This is a genomic window from Streptomyces sp. NPDC014907 (genome assembly GCF_055562975.1).
This window is the reverse complement of record NZ_JBVHEG010000004.1, coordinates 623,633-641,553: the sequence shown is the minus strand read 5'-3', so window position 1 is coordinate 641,553 and position 17,921 is coordinate 623,633. Positions and strand designations below refer to the sequence as shown.

Below are 17,921 nucleotides of genomic sequence, written 5' to 3'. Positions count from 1 at the left end.
GGGCGAGGGGGAGGGGGTGAGAACATGGCATCGAGGTCCAGGGCGCACACGCGCCCGGGGGCGGACCCCGAGGGGCGATTCCGCCCCGCCCCCACGCCCGCGCTGGTCCAGCGCGGAGACGAGCTTCAGCAGGCGCTCGCGCCCGTGCAGCCGTCGAAGGTCGTCCGCTCGGACGCCTGGTACGGCAAGCAGCGGGAGCACGAGCGTGCCTTCCTGCCGGGGGTGTGGATCGGCATTGTCGCCGCGGTCATCGCGGTGACCATCATCCTGACGAGCGTATAAGTGCAGACACTGTCCCGCTCTGTGGCGCGGGGAGCGCTGGGCAAGGCCCCGCTCCCCGCGCCCTTTCTTTCCTGGAAGGCGCAGGGCGTGAACTTCCGCCCCGCCTCCGTGTCGATGGTCGCCGGCATCCCCGGCTCCCACAAAACGCGCATCGTCCAGAATGCGCTCATCAACATGAGGACGCCCACGCTGGCGTTCTCCACCGACTCCGACCAGGACACCATCGCTTCGCGACTGCTGGCGATCAGCCAGCGGGTTTCGACCGAGACGACGGAGACGTGGCTCCGCACGGAGCCCGAGAAGTGCAAGCAGATCCTCAGCGCGTACGACTTCATCCGCTGGGAGTTCAAGCCCGATCCGAGCCTGGACGACATCTGGCTGAGCGCGTACGCGTACCACGAGACCGAGGGCCGCTGGCCCCAGCAGATCGTGGTGGACATCGCGAGCGATGTCGGGCACGACACGGGCGACGAGTGGGGGTCCCTGCGGGACCTCATGCGCCAGTCCAAGGTGCTCGCCCGTGAGACCGAGGCCCACGTCCTGCTCGTGCATCACTGCGCGGACAGCTCGGGCACGAAGAAGCCGTGCCCCAGGCGCTCGGACATCCACGGCAAGGTGGCGGCGATCCCCGAGGTGATCGTCACCTGCGGCGTGGACAACTCGGGCGGGCTGTACGTGGCGCCGGTCAAGAACCGGCACGCCAAGGCATCTGCGGACGCCGAGATCCGCATTCCCATGACGCTGGACGCCGAGACGTCCTTCGTCGGCGACTTCGAGAGCCAGCCGCACGCGTATGCGAACAGCGGCTGGAGTGAGGGTGGATGGTGATGAGCGAAATCCCGCTCGAAAGCCTGTGGCACTGGGCGTGCCGCACTTGGTGCGGGCTGCGCCCGCGTCGCGTCTGTCGCGGACGGGGGCACCGTTGATGACCGACCTCGTCATCAAGCAGCTCCGCTTCGAGCAGGCGCGCCTGGAACTCCAGGCGGAGAAGCTGCGCACGCGCCAGCGCGGCATGGTCGCGACGAGCCCGGGTGCCGCCGCCATCGGGCGGCAGATCAGGGAAGCGCAGGCGCAGGCGGACAGCTACGGCCTGCTCATCGAGAAGGCGGAGGAGATGCGGTGAGCGAGACCGACTTCGCGGGCTTCAAGGCGCTGTGCGCCTCGCTCGGCGTGCAGACCTACAGCAAGGTGGACGCCTTCGGGCGTTCCGACATCGCGATCGACCGCGAGGGGCTGAACAAGCTCATCGCTGCTGGGGTCCTGCCCGAGGACCCCTCGGATCTGCCCGGCTGGGCGGACGTGCTGCGCAAGCGCCGGGAGGAGGGCGAGTGAGGGTCATCGTCACCGGCTCCAGGAAGTGGAGCGACGCTCAGCAGGTCTTCGACGCCCTCTGGGCCGTCTTCCACGAGCACGGCCCCTTCCAGCTCATCCACGGCGCCTGCTCCACGGGCGCCGACGACCTCGCGGCGTACTGGTTCCGCGTCGCGGGCAAGCAGCTCGGCTGCACCGAGAAGCCCTTCCCGGCGAACTGGAAGGGCCAGGGCAAGGCGGCAGGGCCGCTGCGCAACGTGCGCATGGTCAGCGCTGGCGCGGACCTGGTCCTTGCCTTCCCGCTGTCCGGAGGCTCGGGCACGCAGGGCACCATCAAGCTCGCCGAGGAGGCGGGCATTCCCGTGAGGGTGTTCACGCCATGAAGCTCGGCATCCTCTGGGAAGAACCGCCCGCACAGGGCGGGCACGAGCTGATCGCGGAGCAACTGCGGGCGGAGCCGGGCCGGTGGGCCCGGATCGACAAGCCGTACAAGCTGAAGAGTGCCGGGTCCCTCGCGCGCAGCATCAGGCTTGGTCTGCTGCCCGCGTACGCGCCTGCGGGCGACTTCGACGCGGTCTCACGAGTGAACGGTGAAGCGGAAGCGGCGTACGTGTACGTCCGCTTCCTCGGGGATGGAGTGAGCGATGAGTGATCTCAGGTGGGAAGAGCCGCCGAAGTGGGCGGCGGGACGGGGTGTCGTCGGCGAGCACGCCCAGATCGCCGAGCAGCTGAAGCGGCGCCCGGGTGAATGGGCGCTCGTCCTCGTCCTGGGCAACAGCGGCTCCGCGCGATCGATGGCTTATTGCATCCGCGCCGGCAAGCGCAAGGCGTGGACTCCCTGCGGGGCGTTCGAGGCGGTGTCTCGCTCGGTGGGCAAGGAGCACCGCGTCTACGCCCGCTACGCGAAGGGGGCGGAAGGTGAGTGATCTCCACTCCGGCCTGTCCCACGACCTGCCGGAGTACGCGCCGAACACGGACCCGCTGCCCGCAAGGTGGCGGGTTCAGTTGTATCGCAGCCCGTGGGGCTGGCAGTGGGGCCACCAGTGCGATGCGATCACGCATCGGCAGGGCCACGGCTACAGGCGCTGGTCCACGGCGCTGCGGTACGCCAACGAGCACGCGAAGGGATGCTGCCGGTGAGCGACGGGCGCGAAGGGCTGCCTGGACGGAAGCTGATCGTCAGCGAAGTCCCGGGGCGCAAGGGCAAGTGGCTCTGCACCATGAACGGCCCGGTGTTCCACAGCCTGGCCAAGTTCCGGGACCAGGACGCGGTGGACGAGTTCTTCAAGTGGGTCAAGGAGAACGAAGGTCGCACCCTCAAGCGAGGCGAGGACGAGTGAGCAAGAGCAAGGCGAAGGGCACCGCTGCCGAGCGGGAGGTGGTGCGCTACCTCCAGAACTGGTGGTCGGCGGCGGAGCGCCGCGCGCTGAGCGGCAACAAGGACAAGGGCGACGTCGCCGGGATACCCGGCGTGGTCGTGGAGGTCAAGGCGGCCGCGAAGCAGCTGGTTCCCGCCTGGAAGCGGGAGACCTTGAAGGAGATGGAGAACGCGGGAGTCGAACACTGCGTGCTCGTGGTGAAGCGTCCGCGCAAGTCCGTGCACGAGTGGGACGCCTACATCCCCTGGGTCCAGTTGGGCGCGGAGGAAGGTGACGACACGTGGGTACGCATGGATCTCCAGCTCGCCGTAGCCTTCCTGCTTTTCCCATCGGCCCTGTGCTCCTTCACTACGGCATCGAGCTGAACGCGGGCCGCTGGGGCGAGGAGCAGGTGTGCTGCCCGGTCCACGGGGACCGGCGCCCCAGCATGCGCGTGAACGTGGAGAAGCAGGTCTTCTTCTGCCACGCCTGCGGAGCCAAGGGCTCCGCCATCCAACTCATCCAGGCCATGGAGAACTGCGACCGTGCAGACGCTGTCGAGCGAGCAGAGAGCATTCTTCGAGACAGCGGTCTCGACGTACCAGCAAGATCTCGCGGGCGATACCAGCGCCCAGGCGTATCTGACGGGCCGGGGCTTCAGCCAGCAGGACGCCGCTACGTACCGCCTGGGCGTCGTGGGTAGGCCCCTGCTCGGCCACGAGCAGTACCGCGGGCGCATTGCGATCCCGTACCTCACGCCCTCAGGCGTGGTGAACATGAACTTCCGCTGCGCTCTCGATCACGACTGCAAGAGCATCGAGGGTCACCGGAAGTACCTGAAGCCCGAGGGCTCCAGCTCGAACCTCTTCAACGTGCTCGACCTGAAGAAGGACAGCCCCTTCATCGCGGTCGCCGAAGGCGAGCTGGACACCATCACGCTCTCCATATGCGGCATACCTGCCGTCGGCGTCGCCGGCGTGAAGGCATGGGAGAAGCACTTCGGCCGCTGCCTCGCGGACTTCGACACCGTCTACAGCTTCGCCGACGGCGACAAGGCGGGCGGGAGCTTCGCGAGCTTCCTGGGCCGGGAGGTCAAGGCCCGGCCCATCAGGCTCCCCCAGGACATGGACGTGAACTCGATCTACCAGGAAGGAGGACCGGATGCAGTCCGAGCCCTCATCGCAGGATGACGCGTGCACCTGCGGCCACGACCGCTTCCGGCACGGCTACCAGGGATCGGGCGGGCCCTGCTCGGCCTCCCGGCCGGAGTGCCGCTGCCGGGTGTACGAGCCCGTCACGGTCGAGGCCGTGGAGCTTCCGGAACCGCACGAGTGCGACAACTGCTCGGGCGTCGACCCCGACTCGTGTCTCACGCGCCTCCCGCCCCCCGAGGGGCCGGAGTACACGCCATGCGTGTCCTGCGGGCACATCGAGCCGGACCACCGTGCAGGGGGGTGCTGGGAGTGCAACGAGTGCACGGCCTACCGGCCGCAGTCGGCGGTGGAGTTCGAGCGCTTCACCCCGCCCCAGCCCGAGCGGCGCCCGCCGCTCAGCGTCGCGTACAGCGTGGCCGGAGGCCATGCCTACGAGGTCTTCGTCCCCGGTGACGCGTCCGTCACCGCGCAGGATGGCGCCCTGATCATCACCCATCCCGACACGCAGGTGCTGGCCATCACGCGCGTCGCGCCCATCAAGGAGAGCTGATGCCGAAGTACCGCATCTACCTGACCGGCACCGCTGCCGCCTCGGTCACGGTCGAGACCGACGAGACCGACCCCGAGGCGATCTACGAGGAAGCGATGCAGGAGGGCGCTCCCACCCTCTGCGCCCAGTGCTCCGGCTGGGGGCAGAAGCACTCGCTGGAACTCCCCGAAGAGTGGGAGCCGGACGTGGACGAGGACGGCGTGGTCGTCGCGGAGAAGGTGGAGGACTGATGGCCGCCAGCAACCACAACGGGACCTGGACCCTGACGCACAGCGAGTACCAGGAGCTGCTGCGCGCCTCCAGGGAACTCGAAGCTCTTGAGGCTGCGGGCCTCGACAACTGGGAGGGCTACGACGACACCATCGAAGCTCTGCGCCGTGAGGAGGAGAACGGCTGATGGCCCACGAGACCGAGAACGAGCGCAACGCGTGCACGCACCTGCGCATCGCGCTGGCGGAGCTGATCGAGGACCGCAAGCACGCGCACAGCCGCGAGGACATCCATCGCTTCCTCGAAGCGGAGCTGGACCGCGCCTTCGGGGAGGCGGCGTGAGCGCATGGATGCAGCTCGTCAACCTGGACGGCTCCGGCGAGCACCTGATGCTCTGCAACGACGCACTGGGGGAGATCCAGCGGGAGTACGCGAGCCGACTCGCCCGGTTCATCCGCGAGGCGAACCCGGACCGCTCGCCGGACTGGTCGGACGGTGCGGAGTGGGCTGCCAGCCTGATCGACCCCGACGTGGAGGACTGATGCTCACGCTGACCATAGGCAGGGACACGCTCAAGATCTGCCACAAGGAGGGCGCCCGCACCACGGTGTGGGACGTCTCGAAGAACGACTCCGAGGAGTCCCTGATCCAGACCTTCAAGGACGTCATCGCCTTCGTGGAAGACGAGCGGGCGCAGGAGGGTAACGCAGCGCTGCTCCAGGCCGTCAAGGACTGGCCCGGCCCCGTGCAGGGGCCCGACATCTCCGGTGGGGACGTGCTGCCTTCGCAGCAGCCCACGAACGGCTGGGCTGCGGCCTACGGCCCGCCGGCACTCCCCAAGCGCCTGCACGGCGAGGTCGAGCTGATCCCGCCCGGGGAGGACGCGTGAGCGAGGTCGAGCGCATGACCACAGAGGCGCTGGTCTTGCGCCTGCTGGGCAGCCGCGAGTACGTGGCTGCCCCTGAAGCCTCCCGTCTTCTCGATGAGCTGAAGCGCGAGCACGCCCACGAGCTGGCGGAGCGACAGCGAGCGCTGGCGAACACTTACGCCGTGCTTCGCTCCGAGAGTATGCGCATGCGCGCTGATGGCATGCGCATGGCCGCCAGCGACATCGACCCCACGAAGGAGAGCGACCGTGGCTGACGGCAGGGAGTGGTTCAGCGTCGGAATCACCGAGTTCCCGAACGAGGAGGCCGCCTTCGAGCACGCCTCCTTCGAGGCGGCGCGCACCGACAAGCCCGTGGAGGTCCACCGCTGGACGCGTGCATGCGTGCGCCGCTACACGCGGCAGGTGACCGTGGTCCCCGAGGATGTCAGCGCGTTCGACGCATGACATGATGAGCGTCCGGCCCCCTCTCCAAGGAACTGGGCCGGAGCGTGCCGCCGGACTGATCATCCGACTCAGCGGTAAGCAGAAGACCCCCGCCTCCGGGCGGGGGTCTTTTTTGCGTTGTGGAGCCCTACGGCTCCCGCTTCGCTGCGGCCTCCGCCGCCACTGCCGCAGCTTCCTTGGCGGCCCGCTCGGCCGCCTCGTCCACCGCCGCGCGGATGCGGCGGTCCAGCTCGCCGTTGGTCTGGTGCGTGATGCGGTCGAGCTTCTGGTTCTGCTCGCTCAGAACGCTGTTCTGGTCATCCAGCACGGCGTTCTGCCGCTCAGTCTTCGCGTCCAGGTAGATCGCGGTGAGGATCGGCGTCACCAGCGCGAGGAAGCTGCCCGTGGGCTTGTCGAAGAGAGCGAGCAGCACGGCGCCGATGACGGCGACGGCGAAGGCGCCGAGCTGGAAACCGGTGATCTTCATATGGCGTCCAATACGTGGAGCAGCACCAGGATGAAGGTGCTGAGGATCAGGAGGAAGGAGGCACTGGGCATGTACTCGTTCACGGTCACTTCCTTAGGGACGGAGGCCGCAGGATGTCCAGGGCCTCGCAGGTGGCCCGGTCGAGCACTCCGCTCACCGGGATGTTGAAGAGCTTCTGCACGCCCCGCAGGGCGGCTCGGGTGCTGTCGTCCATGACGCCGCTGTCGGTGATGCGCAGGGCGCGCTGGGCGGTCTTCACGGCCTCGCGCTCGGCGTCGTTCGCCGGCGCGATGATGACGCGGTCAGGCGGCCACATGACGAGCCTCCCGGCGCCAGGCGAGGAAGTTCTTCGTGTAGACCCAGCCGTACGCTCCAGCCGAGATGAGGAAGCCGTACTGCTCTGTGGTGAGCGCGTACGCGATCCATAGGGACTGGGCGCCGATACCGACAGCCCATCCCCAGCGGGATTTGCGTCCGGCCAGGAACAGCCCGAAAACGCCTACGGCGGTGAGGATGTAGCTCCAGTACGTCATCGCTGGCCCCCGCAGGGCCAGTGCCAGGACGGTCCGCCCTTGGTCTCGTCGTGCGGAAGGGCGCGGACGACCCGCCCCCCCGGGAGGCGGTAGCTGATCCGGGCGGTGCTCTCGCCGCCGCCCTCCACGAGGGCTTCCCGGCAGCAGGCGTCCACGAGATCCCAGAAGTGCACGCTCTCGCCGGAGGCTGGTGTGTGGCTCATGATCTGCTCCTAGGTGACGACGTCGGAGATGGTGCGGAGCTGGGCCCAGAGGATTCCGCCCCAGCGGGAATCGCCCGCGTTCGGTGAGGTCTTCTGCTCGAAGCGGTAGTCATCGATCACGACCTGATAGCTCAGGCCGGAGCGAAGGTCCTGGTAGGCGACCGCGTCGCCTCGCGCCGCGATCTGCTCGAACGCCTCCAGGCGCGCGAGCGTGCGCCCGGCGGAGCCGACCATCTGCCCCGAGCGATCCTTCTCGCGGTCGAAGCAGGACAGCGGCAGCGTGAAGATGCGCTGGCGTACCACGCCCGGCATGGCCTTGAGCTGCCAGCCGTTGACCTCGCCACCCTTGGTGGTGTCGGTCGCGGAGCGCCCGAGCGTCAGCTTCAGCGCGACCCATTCGACCGGCAGCGCCGGCGTCACGAGGGACACGTCTTCGATGGCGACCGCGGTTCCCTCGGACATGGTGATGATGGAGGTCTCGGCACCGCCGGGGTCGAGCACGCTCAGGCCTACCGTGCCGAAGATGCTGGTGGGCGTACGTACGGTGGCGCGCTTGAACAGCTTGGGCTCCAGCGTGTTGTACCTGACCCTGCCCGTAGCCAGGTAGCCGGTCGCCTCCACGGTGGAGGCGGATTCCAGGTAGCTGCCCTGGCCGATGACGGCCAGCGCCATGCGGTCGCTGTTGCCGAAGACCGTGACCGCGGAGACCTCGCCGGTCACCTTGCTCTGAAGGTCTGTGGCGTACGCGTAGCGCTGCCCGGCGGAGACGCCGTTGTCCTGGACCGGCTGGCCCAGGTCGACGCGGTAGAGCCCCGACTTCCCCTCGATCGCGTTCGTCGCTGCGGCGAAGAAGAAGCGGTCGTACGCGGCGATGGCCTTCACGCCTCCGGCGACCTCGATGAGCAGCGGGCCGTACTGGATGTCGCCGCTGTCATTGATCTCGCCTACGCGAAGGCCGCGGTTCGTGCCGATGCCGATGAAGCTGCCCAGGTAGGTCGTCATCGTGTGCACGATCTCGCCCCGCGGGAGCTGGGCGGCGAGAATGCCGCCGCTGCTGAGCGTGGGCACGTTGCCCGAGGTGTCGAGCACGAACTTGTAGATGGCGCCCTGGGAGCCCGCGTAGCCGGACGCGTAGATCGCGTTCGTGCCTTCGGCGATGTCGGTCCACTGCCAGGAGCTGTTGAGGTGCGTGAACTTCGCCGCCGGCAGGGCCGGGCCGCCCGTGGTCAGCTCGTAGACGGACGCACCGACGCCCGCCATCAGGCGGCCCTTGACCCACCGGATGGTCGTGTTCGCCGAGCCGGTGTTCCAGATCAGCGAGCCGGCGCCGTTCCCGGCGCCGCGGTAGATGCCCGTGGAGTCCGCGACGTAGTAGTTCGTGCCGTCGCTTGTCAGGGACCTGATGGTCCCCGCGCCGCCCCACGTGATCGTGGTGACGGCGCTGCCCGTGTCGCTCCTGAGGACGAAGCCCACGGCGGACCAGTAGCGGTCCGTGCCGTCGTTCCAGCCGACCAGGAAGTGCCGGTCCGCGGAGGCGTCCGCGATGCGCTGCGTGGTCTCACGCAGAAGCGTGAGCTTGCCGTTCACCCACGGGTTCACGCCGACTGAGTTGGCGAACCTGATCGCGTACTGGTTGTCCGAGGACGGGTCCTGATACAGGAGCCCGGCACCGCCAATGAAGGAGGACTGCGAGCGGAGCCACCAGTTCGCCAGGCTCTGCTCGCCAGGCTCTTGCTGCTGGTCGACCTGGTCCTTCTTAGTGGGCGCCCCGGCCCGCGTCAGCGGGTTCTGGTCGTCGGCCTTGATGAGCCAGGGCATGCCGGCGATGGCCACGTCATAGGCCACGCCCTTGAGAGCATAGGCGGCGGCAGCGGATGAAGAGCGCCCCGACAAGGGGAAGGGAAGGCGCGAGACGAGTCCGGCCATCAGGCCAGCCTCTCCACAGCGACCCAGGACCCGAGGCTCACGATGCTGCCCGTGCCGCCCCCGGTGAGTGCGGCCCACTGAAGCGTGAGGTTACCCGCGGTGCCGTTGCAGCGGATGAAGCCCTTGACCTGGATTCCGTAGGCGTTGGAGGGCGTGGCATGCAGGCCGAAGGAGCGGGTTGCGCTCCACGCGGAGGCGACCAGCTCCGGTGATCCGCTGGTGGTGGACGTAGCGGCGGCAAAATTGATTGGGCTCCAGAAGCCCGTGACGCCTGCGGGTGTGGCCCAGGTGATGTTGATGTCCGAAGCCGCGTCCCCGCGGACGAGGAGCAGGGCTTCCATGGCGTAGATGCCGCTCGCGTCAGGGAGCGGGATCGTCAGGTCCGGGTCGCTGGACAGGGTGGCCGACGTACGGCTGGTGTCCGCGAGCTTGAACGCCTTCCGGGAAGCGTTGACCGTGCCCGAGACCGTGAGTGGACCCGTGACTTCTGTGCCTGCGGTGCTGACCTCCAGGAGGCTCGCATCGGAGACGTTCCGGACAGAGAGCGCACCTGACCCCGGGTAGGTGCCCTGCTTGATGATGACGGCGCTGGAGCCGATGTCCGAGCCGCCCTCGATGTGGGCGCCTGCGCGGAGGTCCACGAAGCCGCTCTTGTAAACCTTGACCAGATCTACTCCGCCGCTGTCCTTGATCTGTACCAGGTCCGCCGTCTGCGAGGCGGCGCCAGTCACGGTCAGCGGGACCGTGCCCGCAGTCCGGGAAGCGGCGATGCCGCCCGAGGCGGTGAGCAGGCCCGTGAAGACAGGAGTGCCCGAGAACGTCGGGTTCCCCGAGAAGGTGGGCGCGCCGCTGTACGTTCCGGCGAGGCTCCCCCCGCCGGTCATCGTCGGGGTCGTGATGGTCGGCGCGGTGACCGTGGGCGAGGTCAGCGTCTTGTTCGTCAGCGTCTGCGTGTTCGTCGTGCCGACGACCGCCCCCGTGGCGCCGTGGGCGGCGGTGGCGGCTTCGTGCGTACGGCAGTCCGTCGCGTCGACCGCGTTCCAGACGGGTCGTACGGCGGCCCCCAGGCTGTGGCTCTGGGCGGAGGTGCCGCCGAAGCCGCGCTCCACCGTGAGGGCCAGACCGGCGACGCCGGTCACCTTGGCCAGCTCCTCCGTGGAGGCGCCGTAGTCGATGGCGATGACGTACGGCACCGTCGGGAAGCCGGCGGTCGAGAGCACGCTGACCACGCTGGCTCCCGCAGAGACGTTGCCCGCCAGCGTGGTCGGGATCGCGACATTCGAGTAGTTGTACGCGTTGGCCACGCTCAGCTCCCCTGAAAGGTCTGGAAGTTCGGGTTCTCCGCGAACTGCCGCTCGCGCTCGGCCTGAAGACGCTCGGCGTACAGCGCCGAGTAGGTCTGCACTGCTCGGGCGACATCGCCCGTGCTGACCAGCTGCGAGCGCTCCGTGGACTCCACGGAGGTCTGCTGGAGACGGGCGCTCATGACGCCCGGGAGCAGCCGCCTGGCGGCATCCCAGATGACGAGATCGGCGACCCTGTCGGGGTAGCCGGTGGTGGTCGCGAAGTCGTCCAACTTGGACGACAGGAGCGCGGGACGCTTCGTGTAGACGACCTGGACGGTCTGGCCGGGCGTGATGGCGTCCCACAGCTGGACCGACCTCCCGGTGGGGAAGTCGGCCGAGTTCGCGTGCGTGCTGAAGCGCCAGTTCGACACCGCTCCGCTCACGCGCTCCGGCCCGAGCCAGCGGGCCGTGATGGTCCAGACGTCCTCGGCGTCCGCCGGCATCGCGTACTCGCTCTGTGCTGCGCTGTACGGGAAGTCCGTCTTCGCGAGGACGACCAGGTTCGGGTACAGGCCCTCCACCGCGTCGTTGATCGCGTCCTTGATGGCCTTCCGCGGAAAGGTAGGCGCTGCGGTGATGATGGCGTCCGCGCTGTGCGCGGCAGCGGTGGTGTCTTCGACGCCGCGGCCGTTCGGGCCGCCGAGCACGGTCACGAGCCCGGTCTGGGCGTCGTAGCTCTTGACCAGGATCAGCTCGTCATCGATCTCCACGAGCCCGCGCGAGACTTCGGTGACGTCGTCCAGGTCCACCATGAAGCTGGTGTCGGCCGGCAGCATGTCCATGGCGAGCGTGGACATAGACGCCTGGTCCAGCGTGAAGCCGCGCAGCTCCCGCCGGACGCGGGAGACGAGCTGGTCGAAGGTCGGCATCAGTTCACCTGCGTTGCCGTGATGGTCGCGGTGTAGATGCTCGACGCAGTCGCGGCGCCCACGGCGTTGACCGTGAGCGCGCTGGAGCCGTCCAGGGCGACGCGGAACCGGAAGGGGCCGGCAAGCGGGTTCGAGGTGCCGTTCGCCGTGTAGGCGATGCGGTCGATGAGCGTGGTGGCGCCGTACTTCAGCATCATGTTCGAGGTGTCGGCGGCAGCCGCCAGCGTGCCGGCCATGCCCACGTAAACCTCCAAGTCGTAGAGGCCCGCGGGCAGCGACCCCGACGGGACGGTGGCAACGGCCACTCCGGCCGTCGGAGCGTTGGCCACGCCTCCATCGGAGGCGGAGGTCCGGTAGGGCACGGTCTGTGTGCCGGTGACGGGGATCGCACCGCTGACGGGGGTGACCCCGTCGATGGCGACTCGCATCTCTGCCATGGTCAGACCCCCTCGGGAACGGGCGTGGCCGCCTTGAAGTCGCGGCCATACGCCGCGCCCGCCTTGTCGCTGGCCTTCAGGGCCTTGACGATTTGCTTGGTCTTGGTGCCCTCGGGCTGGATGCCCTGCTTGCGGGCTTCGCGATACAGGGACAGCTCCGCGTCCCACTGCTTCTGCACGGTGGCGTCGCCGCCGCCGATACCGCAGTAGGCGATGCGCATGTTCGCCGCGCGAGCGCACTCGCCCCAGGTGGCGTGATCCCGGGTGGGGCACCCGGAGCGGCAGTTCTCGCTGGTCACGAGGGCTCCTGAGTGAAGTTCGATTCGGTCACACTGACGCCGGCCGCGATGAGGGCGGCCTTCGTCGCGTCGTCCACGACGTGCTCGTGGCCACCCATGTAGCAGTGGGTGGCTGCGGCGATCTCGTCCTGGGTGGGGTACCGCACCGCGCGGTACGTGCCGCTGGAGTCCAGGATGGTGATACCCTGCGTCAGCTTGTAGAAGCGCATCAGGGCACTGCCCGGGACTGCCGGCCCCTCATCCACCGTGGGGGGCCGGAACAGCCACGTGCTCATCAGGACGCGTTGACCGTGGAGGTCGTCTCGGCGCGGATCAGCGCCTCGTTGCGGTAGATCTTCCAGCCCGCGACGCCGTACCAGCCCAGCGGCCGGAAGCGGCCGAGCTTGTCCGTGATCGGCCCCGCCGTCACGTGGAACTCCTCGGCGACGGCCTCGGCCAGCGCCTCGCGGCCCGCGTAGTACGTGCGGAAGCGGCGCACCGTGTTGTCGCCGGTGCCGGCGTCCACGGCGTTGTAGCAGCGGGGGGACTCGATGTAGAAGGCCCCTTCGTACGCGCCGAGTTCGCCCGCCCAAATGTTGCCGGCGGCCGAGTAGTTGTGCGGGTCACGCCAGGCGGCGGCGCCGGTCTCGGCGCGCAGGTCGTGGGAGACCTCCGGGTGGATCGCAGCCCAGTACAGGCCCTCCTTGCGCGGGACCGCCTTCGCGGCCCGGAGCTTGACCGGCGCGAGCCGGGCGATGGCGGAGTTGAAGGAGTCGGTGGCCGTCATCGTGGTCGCCGCCGGAGTGGAAACGGACCCGTTGGTGACGTACGAGACGTTGCCGCCCTTGCGCTGGATCACGTTGGTGCCCGAGCGCAGCTCGGTCTGCACGACGCGGTCGATGCTGTCGGCGGCGTTGTACGCGATGATGTTCGCGATGGCCGGGTCCACGTCGGACAGCGAGAAGAGGAAGAGCTTCCGCGTACGCAGGATGACGTTGCCGTACTCCTGGAGCGTCAGCGTGGTCTGGGTCGGGTTGCCCAGCGCCACGGAGTCGGGGTCCGTGGTCTCGCTCAGCGGCGTGGTCGCCGCCGCCATGTCCTGGTAGCGCTCCAGGACGATCGAGCCTCCGGGGCCCGTCAGGTTCGCCGGCCGCTTGTCAGCGACGGCGCGGAACATCGGCTCGTCACGGAGAGCGAAGCCGAATTCCTTGTCGAACGCGGTCTGGACCGCGTTGCTCATTGCCGAGGTGTCGGTGTACGCGTTGGCCATAGCCTCTCACCTCCCGGTATCCCGGGATGTCGAAGTGTCGGGGAGAGGTCAGGTCGGGGGCTCAGCTCCAGTTGTGCTGGTTGCCGTGAGCCTTCATCAGCTTGTGGAAGTCCTCGCGGGAGTCGGCGGCGGCGAGCGCCGCTGCGATCTCCTTGTCCGAGCCCTGAGGCGGGGCCACGCCCTGCGTGCCCTGCTCCATCATGCGCTGCATCTCCGCCTGACCGTCAGCCGGAACCGTGGAAGCCGGCGGCCCCTGCGGGGTCACCTCGCCCTGCGTCTGCTCCCCCTCGGGGAGCTTCGCCAGAGCGCCGCCGTTGGCGGTCAGCCACTCGTCCAGCTTCGCGGGGTCGCCCTGGTACAGGCCGGCGGCCTGCGGTGCGTACCCCTTGGCCTTGAGCGTGTTCTCCAGCTCGGAGCGCTGCTGAGCAGCCTTCAGGCGGTCGTTCTCCGCCTTCAGCTCGTTGACCTGTCCCGAGAGCTTGGCCAGCCCCTCGCGGAACCACTTGGGTCCCTGCTCGGTCTGCGCGCCCGTCTCGCCCATGGTCGACGCCTCGTCGCCCTCGTATCCGAAGTCGTACTCGCTCACTGCCACTCCCGTGTCTCTTCGCGGCCTGCTACTCCCCCCGGGGGAGGGGTCTCGCGCTCCGCTACCGGCCTTCAGCAGGGGACGGGGCCGGTCGGTCCGTCGGCGCGGAGAGTACATCGGCTACGCCGCTTTAACTAGCGGTGCTAGTTAAAGCGGCGTGCGGACAGCACGAAGCCCCCGACTTCGGTCGGGGGCTGGTGCTTGCTACGCCTTGTGGCGGGTGGTCTGAAGTCCCCGCCTCGTCACCGCTTCAGAACCGGCTTGAGCGCTACGTACGACGATACCCGGCATTCAGCCCCTGCGAGGTAGCTGCGCGCCCGCCTGCGAAGGCGGCCCGCTCCTGGGAGCGCAGGCGCTTGCCCTTCTCGAAGGCGCTCTCCGTGCCCATGGAGGGCGCGGCCCCGGGCGTGAAGACCTCCTGCTCCGCCTCGCGCTGGCCCCAGCTCGTGCCGTACACCGTGGCGAGGCCGCTCATGGCCTCGAAGCTGTCCGCGATGCGGGCGTACGCCGCCTCGGCGTCCTGACCGCCGATGCCCAGATCCGCATAGGACTCCAGGTCCAGGCGGTCGAGCTTGAAGCCGCGCCGCAGGGCGGCGGCGCCGATGGCGGAAGCGCTCATCTGCTTCTTCAGTACGGGCTCGGCCCGCTTGCGGTCCAGGAAGTACGCGGCGATGTCGGATTCGCTGACGCCGTACATCTGCTTCATGGCGTTGCGCGTCGTCGGATCGGTCTGGTTGACCCGCTCCATCGCCATGTCCACGCGGCTCTTGATCTCCGTCGGCGAGACGTCGCCGCCGATCCAGGACGTGAAGTCGGCCGGGTTGTCGTAGAACCCCTTCGGCATGCCGGCCGATTCGAGGATCTGGCGGTAGCTCGCCTCTGCGGCCAGGTACTCGCCGGGGTTCAGCACGGCCAAGCCCGCCTTGCGGCGGACCTCGTTCCCGGCGAAGCGCTCCTTGTACTCCTTGGTGTCCTGGAGCAGGAGCGCGATGGTGTCCGCGCCGTAGCCCTGCTTGACGTACTCATAGATCTTCCCGGCCAGGGACTCCAGGCCGAAGCGCTTGAACTCGTTGGACAGCGCCAAGTAGGCATCACGGTCGGAGCCGGTCAGATACTCCGCCCAGTTCGACCCGTTGCGCCCGGCTGATCGGGCGGTGCGGTCAGGGAGGGCGGGCGGCTTGGCCGCGTTCGCGGTGGGCATCAGTGGGTCACTCCAAAGGCGTTCAGCACCTGGTGAGCGGTGGAGAACATGCTCTCCCGGGCGTTGTTGGTCTTCTTCCAGAGCGGGTCGGAGCGTACGTCAGTCTCGAACTGCCACAGGGGCGTGGTGCCCTTGGCGGTCATCGCCTTCGAGACGTGCTTGTTGAAGAGGTCCACGTCGCTCTCGGGGAGTTCGAGCAGCGTGGAGACGGTCTTGAGGTACGGCGATGCCAGATCCATGACGTTCTGCCCGGCGAGGATCTGATCGCGGTACGCGGTGTACCGGGCAGCCGCCTGGCGGCGGATCTGGTCCTCGACCGTCGTCGCGGTCGACCTGCCGGAGACCACTGACTTGGCCTGGTCGCGGTACCAGCTGGAGCTGTACCGCAGCCCGTTGGCGTACGCCACGCCGTGCAGCTTGTCGAAGACCTCTCCGGCTTCGCCCCACATCATCTCGCCGTGCAGGCCCACCTGCGTGCCGAGCCAGTCCTTGACGCGCTGATCGCTCCAGCCCAGCGCGAGGCTGTTGTAAACAGCCTGCGTGAGCAGCTTGGACGGCTTACCGCCGCCCATCTGATTGCCCAGTCCGACCTCCACCGCGAGGCGGTTGAGCTTCGCTCCGGCCGCTTCGCTCTGCTGGCGAAGCGTCGCGGGATCGGTGTGCTTGGTCGTGAGGTACTTGCGCAGGGAGTCCGGCTGCGTGCGCCACCAGTTGGAGTTCTTCAGAGCCGCCTGGAAGCGCGCCGGGCTCCACGAGCCCGAGACGGCCTGTCCGAACAGCTTCTTCAGCTCCGCGCTGCTGTTGATCAGATTGGCCGACAGGCCGTACTGCTCGGCCAGCTCGTTCGCGTCGAGCTTGGGGACCACGGGCGCGGCGCCCGTGGCGGGAGCAGCGGGAGCGAAGCTTGTCGTTGAACTTCCGAGACCGCCGCCCTTGTAGCCGGCGGCGCGGCTCATCACGGAGTCGACGTACCCCTTGATCGAGGGACCTCCGGGCTGAGCCCGGGTGGACATGTGCAGGCTGGCCTGGCCGCTGTACCAGGCGCTAGCCGCGCCGCGGTAGCCGTACTTCTTCACGTAGCCGCCGAGGACGCCGCGAACCACCGCGTCCTGCGCTTCGGGGTTGTTCAGGTACTCCTGCGGCGTGAGGCGCCGCCCGTAGTACTTCGCGGTCCACGAGGGGACGTTCGCACCCATGACCTGATAGCGCCCGTACGCGCGGTCGCCACCCACCCACACGCCGACAGCCTTGTAGTTGCCGCCGGACTCCTGCTGAGTCAGCGACCACAGGAACGCCTCGAAGGTGATGTCGGCCATCAGTTCACCAGCCCCATCTGCGCGAGCACGTCACGCCCGATGCCGAGCGTCTTGTCCACGGCACCCCGCGTCCTGCCCCATTCGGGGCCGCTGCGCACCATCTGCGTGAAGTCCGTCAGGCTCATCGGGGACGGCTGGCCGTCAGGGCCGGAGCGGTTCAGCGCCGCCTTGATCTTCGGCGAGAAGACATCCACGTCCGACTCGGGAAGCTCCAGCTCCTGTGCGAGCGCCTGGCGGTAAGGCTGCGCCAGATCCTGCATGCTGGCGCCGGCAAGGATCTGTTCGGACCAGGCCGGGTAGAGCCCGGCCGCCTGCTCGCGCAGGCCGGCGGTGATCTTCTCCATGCTCGTCAGCCCTCTGACGAGGTACTGCGCATTGTTCAGGATGGACTGATCCGTGACGCTGACGCCGAGGCTGTACGCCTCGCGCCGGATCGCGGATGCCGCCTGACCGGCCATGCCGCCCAGGGTCTTCTCGGCGCCAAAGCGTACATACTGACCGACGAAGTTCATCACCTGCTCCTCGGCCCAGCCCAAGTGGACCATGTTGCGCGCGAGGAGGTCGACGTTCGTCGGCGACAGGATCGCGCCCACCTTCACGGCGATCTGCTGCGCCTGAAGGCGCGCGGCTTCCATGGTCGCCTTGTAGGTCGCCGGATCGGTTTTCGCCTGGGCCTGCGCCTGACGAGCGGTCTCTGAGGTGGTCTGCCACCACTTCGTAGTCTTCACCTCGGCCTGGAACTTCTCGGGCGTCCAGGTCTCCTCGACCGCCTGGTTCAGCTTCTTCCACAGCTCGGGCTGGCTCTTCATGAACGCGTAGCTCATGCCATACGCCTCCGCCAACTCCGTGGCGTCGAGCTTGGGCGCGACCTCAGCGGCTTCGCCGCCGCCGGACGCGGCATTCGCGTCCACGCCGGGGATTCGGCGTCCGCCCATCCAGCGGTCCATGTAGTAGCCCTCGGCAAGCGAGGAGATCTTCACGGGCTTGCCCGGGGCGGGGGCATGGATGAACTTCCCCCCGCCCATATAGATGCCGACGTGGTCGGGGCCGGAGCGCTTCCGGTCCGTGTCGAAGAAGACCAGGTCTCCCGGGCGCAGCGCGTCCGGCTGCACCGAATGACCTACGTTGATCTGGTCGTACGTCACCCGCGGCAGCTCGATGCCGTACGCCTTGTAGACCTGCTGGACCAGACCCGAGCAGTCAATGCCGTTCCGCAGGTCGTTGCCGCCCCAGACGTACTTGACTCCCAGGCTCTTGCGAGCCAGCTCGACCAGCTCTTCACCTCGCGCCAT

36 protein-coding genes are annotated in these 17,921 nt (G+C 68.3%); 20 read left to right on the top strand and 16 right to left on the bottom strand.

Annotated elements, in window-relative coordinates; translation table 11 throughout:
• The first annotated feature begins 24 nt into the window (after nucleotides 1-24).
• From ACZ3IL_RS15250 to ACZ3IL_RS15205, 10 genes are all read left to right on the top strand, one after another.
• Nucleotides 25-282, top strand: a complete 258-nt coding sequence (locus ACZ3IL_RS15250) for a hypothetical protein (protein WP_467390407.1) — start codon at nucleotides 25-27, stop codon at nucleotides 280-282.
• On the top strand, nucleotides 283-1,110 hold the full coding sequence (locus ACZ3IL_RS15245; RefSeq protein WP_467390405.1) for a P-loop NTPase family protein: 828 nt from the start codon (nucleotides 283-285) through the stop codon (nucleotides 1,108-1,110). It abuts the gene before it with no gap.
• A gap of 97 nt (nucleotides 1,111-1,207) precedes the next feature.
• A complete protein-coding gene (locus ACZ3IL_RS15240) occupies nucleotides 1,208-1,405 on the top strand; it encodes a hypothetical protein (RefSeq protein WP_467390403.1) in 198 nt (65 codons plus the stop codon).
• Nucleotides 1,402-1,614, top strand: coding sequence for a hypothetical protein (locus ACZ3IL_RS15235; protein WP_467390401.1), 213 nt, complete (start codon nucleotides 1,402-1,404; stop codon nucleotides 1,612-1,614). The genes ACZ3IL_RS15240 and ACZ3IL_RS15235 overlap by 4 nt, the downstream gene beginning before the upstream one ends.
• A complete protein-coding gene (locus ACZ3IL_RS15230) occupies nucleotides 1,611-1,976 on the top strand; it encodes a DUF2493 domain-containing protein (RefSeq protein ID WP_467390399.1) in 366 nt (121 codons plus the stop codon). Before ACZ3IL_RS15235 ends, ACZ3IL_RS15230 begins: the two co-directional genes overlap by 4 nt.
• Entirely contained in the window at nucleotides 1,973-2,245 is a 273-nt protein-coding gene (locus ACZ3IL_RS15225) for a hypothetical protein (protein WP_467390397.1), read from the top strand. Before ACZ3IL_RS15230 ends, ACZ3IL_RS15225 begins: the two co-directional genes overlap by 4 nt.
• Nucleotides 2,238-2,519 carry a hypothetical protein gene (locus tag ACZ3IL_RS15220; RefSeq protein WP_467390395.1) on the top strand — a complete coding sequence of 94 codons (282 nt, stop codon included), beginning with the start codon at nucleotides 2,238-2,240 and terminating at the stop codon, nucleotides 2,517-2,519. The genes ACZ3IL_RS15225 and ACZ3IL_RS15220 overlap by 8 nt, the downstream gene beginning before the upstream one ends.
• Nucleotides 2,512-2,733, top strand: a complete 222-nt coding sequence (locus ACZ3IL_RS15215) for a hypothetical protein (protein WP_467390393.1) — start codon at nucleotides 2,512-2,514, stop codon at nucleotides 2,731-2,733. Before ACZ3IL_RS15220 ends, ACZ3IL_RS15215 begins: the two co-directional genes overlap by 8 nt.
• Nucleotides 2,730-2,933: a hypothetical protein gene (locus ACZ3IL_RS15210; RefSeq protein WP_467390391.1), complete on the top strand. Its 204-nt coding sequence runs from the start codon at nucleotides 2,730-2,732 to the stop codon at nucleotides 2,931-2,933. Before ACZ3IL_RS15215 ends, ACZ3IL_RS15210 begins: the two co-directional genes overlap by 4 nt.
• Complete coding sequence (locus ACZ3IL_RS15205; protein ID WP_467390389.1) at nucleotides 2,930-3,337, top strand: PDDEXK family nuclease; 408 nt, start codon at nucleotides 2,930-2,932, stop codon at nucleotides 3,335-3,337. The genes ACZ3IL_RS15210 and ACZ3IL_RS15205 overlap by 4 nt, the downstream gene beginning before the upstream one ends.
• On the opposite strand, the gene ACZ3IL_RS15200 is transcribed toward ACZ3IL_RS15205, so the two are convergent.
• Nucleotides 3,321-3,473 carry a hypothetical protein gene (locus ACZ3IL_RS15200; RefSeq protein ID WP_467390498.1) on the bottom strand — a complete coding sequence of 51 codons (153 nt, stop codon included), beginning with the start codon at nucleotides 3,471-3,473 and terminating at the stop codon, nucleotides 3,321-3,323. The two genes, ACZ3IL_RS15205 and ACZ3IL_RS15200, sit on opposite strands and share 17 nt — an antisense overlap.
• Between ACZ3IL_RS15200 and ACZ3IL_RS15195 the strand changes: the two genes are divergently transcribed.
• From ACZ3IL_RS15195 to ACZ3IL_RS15150, 10 genes are all read left to right on the top strand, one after another.
• Nucleotides 3,400-3,654, top strand: a complete 255-nt coding sequence (locus ACZ3IL_RS15195; protein ID WP_467390494.1) for a CHC2 zinc finger domain-containing protein — start codon at nucleotides 3,400-3,402, stop codon at nucleotides 3,652-3,654. The two genes, ACZ3IL_RS15200 and ACZ3IL_RS15195, sit on opposite strands and share 74 nt — an antisense overlap.
• Nucleotides 3,655-3,727: 73 nt before the next feature.
• Entirely contained in the window at nucleotides 3,728-4,141 is a 414-nt protein-coding gene (locus ACZ3IL_RS15190; RefSeq protein ID WP_467390492.1) for a toprim domain-containing protein, read from the top strand.
• Complete coding sequence (locus tag ACZ3IL_RS15185; protein ID WP_467390387.1) at nucleotides 4,113-4,655, top strand: hypothetical protein; 543 nt, start codon at nucleotides 4,113-4,115, stop codon at nucleotides 4,653-4,655. The genes ACZ3IL_RS15190 and ACZ3IL_RS15185 overlap by 29 nt, the downstream gene beginning before the upstream one ends.
• Nucleotides 4,655-4,885, top strand: a complete 231-nt coding sequence (locus ACZ3IL_RS15180; protein WP_467390385.1) for a hypothetical protein — start codon at nucleotides 4,655-4,657, stop codon at nucleotides 4,883-4,885. The genes ACZ3IL_RS15185 and ACZ3IL_RS15180 overlap by 1 nt, the downstream gene beginning before the upstream one ends.
• Nucleotides 4,885-5,052, top strand: a complete 168-nt coding sequence (locus tag ACZ3IL_RS15175; RefSeq protein ID WP_467390383.1) for a hypothetical protein — start codon at nucleotides 4,885-4,887, stop codon at nucleotides 5,050-5,052. The genes ACZ3IL_RS15180 and ACZ3IL_RS15175 overlap by 1 nt, the downstream gene beginning before the upstream one ends.
• A complete protein-coding gene (locus ACZ3IL_RS15170) occupies nucleotides 5,052-5,207 on the top strand; it encodes a hypothetical protein (RefSeq protein WP_467390381.1) in 156 nt (51 codons plus the stop codon). The genes ACZ3IL_RS15175 and ACZ3IL_RS15170 overlap by 1 nt, the downstream gene beginning before the upstream one ends.
• The gene (locus tag ACZ3IL_RS15165; RefSeq protein WP_467390379.1) at nucleotides 5,204-5,407 is read left to right on the top strand and encodes a hypothetical protein; all 204 of its coding nucleotides are present in this window, start codon (nucleotides 5,204-5,206) and stop codon (nucleotides 5,405-5,407) included. Before ACZ3IL_RS15170 ends, ACZ3IL_RS15165 begins: the two co-directional genes overlap by 4 nt.
• Nucleotides 5,407-5,754: a hypothetical protein gene (locus tag ACZ3IL_RS15160; RefSeq protein ID WP_467390377.1), complete on the top strand. Its 348-nt coding sequence runs from the start codon at nucleotides 5,407-5,409 to the stop codon at nucleotides 5,752-5,754. Before ACZ3IL_RS15165 ends, ACZ3IL_RS15160 begins: the two co-directional genes overlap by 1 nt.
• Nucleotides 5,751-6,008 carry a hypothetical protein gene (locus ACZ3IL_RS15155; RefSeq protein ID WP_467390375.1) on the top strand — a complete coding sequence of 86 codons (258 nt, stop codon included), beginning with the start codon at nucleotides 5,751-5,753 and terminating at the stop codon, nucleotides 6,006-6,008. The genes ACZ3IL_RS15160 and ACZ3IL_RS15155 overlap by 4 nt, the downstream gene beginning before the upstream one ends.
• A complete protein-coding gene (locus tag ACZ3IL_RS15150) occupies nucleotides 6,001-6,198 on the top strand; it encodes a hypothetical protein (protein ID WP_467390373.1) in 198 nt (65 codons plus the stop codon). Before ACZ3IL_RS15155 ends, ACZ3IL_RS15150 begins: the two co-directional genes overlap by 8 nt.
• A gap of 127 nt (nucleotides 6,199-6,325) precedes the next feature.
• On the opposite strand, the gene ACZ3IL_RS15145 is transcribed toward ACZ3IL_RS15150, so the two are convergent.
• From ACZ3IL_RS15145 to ACZ3IL_RS15075, 15 genes are all read right to left on the bottom strand, one after another.
• Nucleotides 6,326-6,664, bottom strand: coding sequence for a hypothetical protein (locus ACZ3IL_RS15145; RefSeq protein WP_467390371.1), 339 nt, complete (start codon nucleotides 6,662-6,664; stop codon nucleotides 6,326-6,328).
• 85 nt (nucleotides 6,665-6,749) lie between these two features.
• Nucleotides 6,750-6,980: a peptidoglycan-binding protein gene (locus ACZ3IL_RS15140; protein WP_467390369.1), complete on the bottom strand. Its 231-nt coding sequence runs from the start codon at nucleotides 6,978-6,980 to the stop codon at nucleotides 6,750-6,752.
• On the bottom strand, nucleotides 6,967-7,197 hold the full coding sequence (locus ACZ3IL_RS15135) for a hypothetical protein (protein ID WP_467390367.1): 231 nt from the start codon (nucleotides 7,195-7,197) through the stop codon (nucleotides 6,967-6,969). Before ACZ3IL_RS15135 ends, ACZ3IL_RS15140 begins: the two co-directional genes overlap by 14 nt.
• Entirely contained in the window at nucleotides 7,194-7,400 is a 207-nt protein-coding gene (locus ACZ3IL_RS15130; protein ID WP_467390365.1) for a hypothetical protein, read from the bottom strand. Before ACZ3IL_RS15130 ends, ACZ3IL_RS15135 begins: the two co-directional genes overlap by 4 nt.
• Nucleotides 7,401-7,409: 9 nt before the next feature.
• Complete coding sequence (locus ACZ3IL_RS15125) at nucleotides 7,410-9,245, bottom strand: hypothetical protein (RefSeq protein WP_467390362.1); 1,836 nt, start codon at nucleotides 9,243-9,245, stop codon at nucleotides 7,410-7,412.
• Between the two features lie 80 nt (nucleotides 9,246-9,325).
• A complete protein-coding gene (locus tag ACZ3IL_RS15120; RefSeq protein WP_467390360.1) occupies nucleotides 9,326-10,630 on the bottom strand; it encodes a hypothetical protein in 1,305 nt (434 codons plus the stop codon).
• Between the two features lie 2 nt (nucleotides 10,631-10,632).
• Complete coding sequence (locus ACZ3IL_RS15115; protein WP_467390358.1) at nucleotides 10,633-11,541, bottom strand: phage adaptor protein; 909 nt, start codon at nucleotides 11,539-11,541, stop codon at nucleotides 10,633-10,635.
• Entirely contained in the window at nucleotides 11,541-11,978 is a 438-nt protein-coding gene (locus ACZ3IL_RS15110) for a hypothetical protein (RefSeq protein WP_467390356.1), read from the bottom strand. The genes ACZ3IL_RS15115 and ACZ3IL_RS15110 overlap by 1 nt, the downstream gene beginning before the upstream one ends.
• 2 nt (nucleotides 11,979-11,980) lie before the next feature.
• The gene (locus tag ACZ3IL_RS15105) at nucleotides 11,981-12,277 is read right to left on the bottom strand and encodes a hypothetical protein (protein WP_467390354.1); all 297 of its coding nucleotides are present in this window, start codon (nucleotides 12,275-12,277) and stop codon (nucleotides 11,981-11,983) included.
• Nucleotides 12,274-12,486 (bottom strand): hypothetical protein, encoded by a 213-nt coding sequence (locus ACZ3IL_RS15100; RefSeq protein WP_467390352.1) that lies wholly within the window; start codon nucleotides 12,484-12,486, stop codon nucleotides 12,274-12,276. The genes ACZ3IL_RS15105 and ACZ3IL_RS15100 overlap by 4 nt, the downstream gene beginning before the upstream one ends.
• Nucleotides 12,487-12,551: 65 nt before the next feature.
• Nucleotides 12,552-13,526 carry a N4-gp56 family major capsid protein gene (locus tag ACZ3IL_RS15095; RefSeq protein ID WP_467390350.1) on the bottom strand — a complete coding sequence of 325 codons (975 nt, stop codon included), beginning with the start codon at nucleotides 13,524-13,526 and terminating at the stop codon, nucleotides 12,552-12,554.
• Nucleotides 13,527-13,587: 61 nt separating this feature from the next.
• On the bottom strand, nucleotides 13,588-14,112 hold the full coding sequence (locus ACZ3IL_RS15090; protein WP_467390348.1) for a hypothetical protein: 525 nt from the start codon (nucleotides 14,110-14,112) through the stop codon (nucleotides 13,588-13,590).
• A 268-nt stretch (nucleotides 14,113-14,380) separates the two neighbouring features.
• Complete coding sequence (locus tag ACZ3IL_RS15085; RefSeq protein WP_467390346.1) at nucleotides 14,381-15,313, bottom strand: hypothetical protein; 933 nt, start codon at nucleotides 15,311-15,313, stop codon at nucleotides 14,381-14,383.
• Nucleotides 15,313-16,509, bottom strand: coding sequence for a hypothetical protein (locus ACZ3IL_RS15080; protein ID WP_467390344.1), 1,197 nt, complete (start codon nucleotides 16,507-16,509; stop codon nucleotides 15,313-15,315). Before ACZ3IL_RS15080 ends, ACZ3IL_RS15085 begins: the two co-directional genes overlap by 1 nt.
• A gap of 119 nt (nucleotides 16,510-16,628) precedes the next feature.
• Complete coding sequence (locus tag ACZ3IL_RS15075) at nucleotides 16,629-17,921, bottom strand: C40 family peptidase (RefSeq protein WP_467390342.1); 1,293 nt, start codon at nucleotides 17,919-17,921, stop codon at nucleotides 16,629-16,631.

Coding starts and splice junctions, on each gene's coding strand:
- ACZ3IL_RS15180 (WP_467390385.1), top strand. CDS start 4,655: ATGCCGAAGTACCGCATCTACCTGACCGGCACCGCTGCCGCCTCGGTC.
- ACZ3IL_RS15185 (WP_467390387.1), top strand. CDS start 4,113: ATGCAGTCCGAGCCCTCATCGCAGGATGACGCGTGCACCTGCGGCCAC.
- ACZ3IL_RS15110 (WP_467390356.1), bottom strand. CDS start 11,978: ATGGCAGAGATGCGAGTCGCCATCGACGGGGTCACCCCCGTCAGCGGT.
- ACZ3IL_RS15140 (WP_467390369.1), bottom strand. CDS start 6,980: ATGTGGCCGCCTGACCGCGTCATCATCGCGCCGGCGAACGACGCCGAG.
- ACZ3IL_RS15160 (WP_467390377.1), top strand. CDS start 5,407: ATGCTCACGCTGACCATAGGCAGGGACACGCTCAAGATCTGCCACAAG.
- ACZ3IL_RS15240 (WP_467390403.1), top strand. CDS start 1,208: ATGACCGACCTCGTCATCAAGCAGCTCCGCTTCGAGCAGGCGCGCCTG.
- ACZ3IL_RS15130 (WP_467390365.1), bottom strand. CDS start 7,400: ATGAGCCACACACCAGCCTCCGGCGAGAGCGTGCACTTCTGGGATCTC.
- ACZ3IL_RS15195 (WP_467390494.1), top strand. CDS start 3,400: ATGCGCGTGAACGTGGAGAAGCAGGTCTTCTTCTGCCACGCCTGCGGA.
- ACZ3IL_RS15190 (WP_467390492.1), top strand. CDS start 3,728: ATGAACTTCCGCTGCGCTCTCGATCACGACTGCAAGAGCATCGAGGGT.
- ACZ3IL_RS15200 (WP_467390498.1), bottom strand. CDS start 3,473: ATGAGTTGGATGGCGGAGCCCTTGGCTCCGCAGGCGTGGCAGAAGAAG.
- ACZ3IL_RS15085 (WP_467390346.1), bottom strand. CDS start 15,313: ATGCCCACCGCGAACGCGGCCAAGCCGCCCGCCCTCCCTGACCGCACC.
- ACZ3IL_RS15100 (WP_467390352.1), bottom strand. CDS start 12,486: ATGCGCTTCTACAAGCTGACGCAGGGTATCACCATCCTGGACTCCAGC.
- ACZ3IL_RS15225 (WP_467390397.1), top strand. CDS start 1,973: ATGAAGCTCGGCATCCTCTGGGAAGAACCGCCCGCACAGGGCGGGCAC.
- ACZ3IL_RS15170 (WP_467390381.1), top strand. CDS start 5,052: ATGGCCCACGAGACCGAGAACGAGCGCAACGCGTGCACGCACCTGCGC.
- ACZ3IL_RS15135 (WP_467390367.1), bottom strand. CDS start 7,197: ATGACGTACTGGAGCTACATCCTCACCGCCGTAGGCGTTTTCGGGCTG.
- ACZ3IL_RS15095 (WP_467390350.1), bottom strand. CDS start 13,526: ATGGCCAACGCGTACACCGACACCTCGGCAATGAGCAACGCGGTCCAG.
- ACZ3IL_RS15250 (WP_467390407.1), top strand. CDS start 25: ATGGCATCGAGGTCCAGGGCGCACACGCGCCCGGGGGCGGACCCCGAG.
- ACZ3IL_RS15145 (WP_467390371.1), bottom strand. CDS start 6,664: ATGAAGATCACCGGTTTCCAGCTCGGCGCCTTCGCCGTCGCCGTCATC.
- ACZ3IL_RS15220 (WP_467390395.1), top strand. CDS start 2,238: ATGAGTGATCTCAGGTGGGAAGAGCCGCCGAAGTGGGCGGCGGGACGG.
- ACZ3IL_RS15075 (WP_467390342.1), bottom strand. CDS start 17,921: ATGGCGCGAGGTGAAGAGCTGGTCGAGCTGGCTCGCAAGAGCCTGGGA.
- ACZ3IL_RS15080 (WP_467390344.1), bottom strand. CDS start 16,509: ATGGGTGCGAACGTCCCCTCGTGGACCGCGAAGTACTACGGGCGGCGC.
- ACZ3IL_RS15115 (WP_467390358.1), bottom strand. CDS start 11,541: ATGCCGACCTTCGACCAGCTCGTCTCCCGCGTCCGGCGGGAGCTGCGC.
- ACZ3IL_RS15175 (WP_467390383.1), top strand. CDS start 4,885: ATGGCCGCCAGCAACCACAACGGGACCTGGACCCTGACGCACAGCGAG.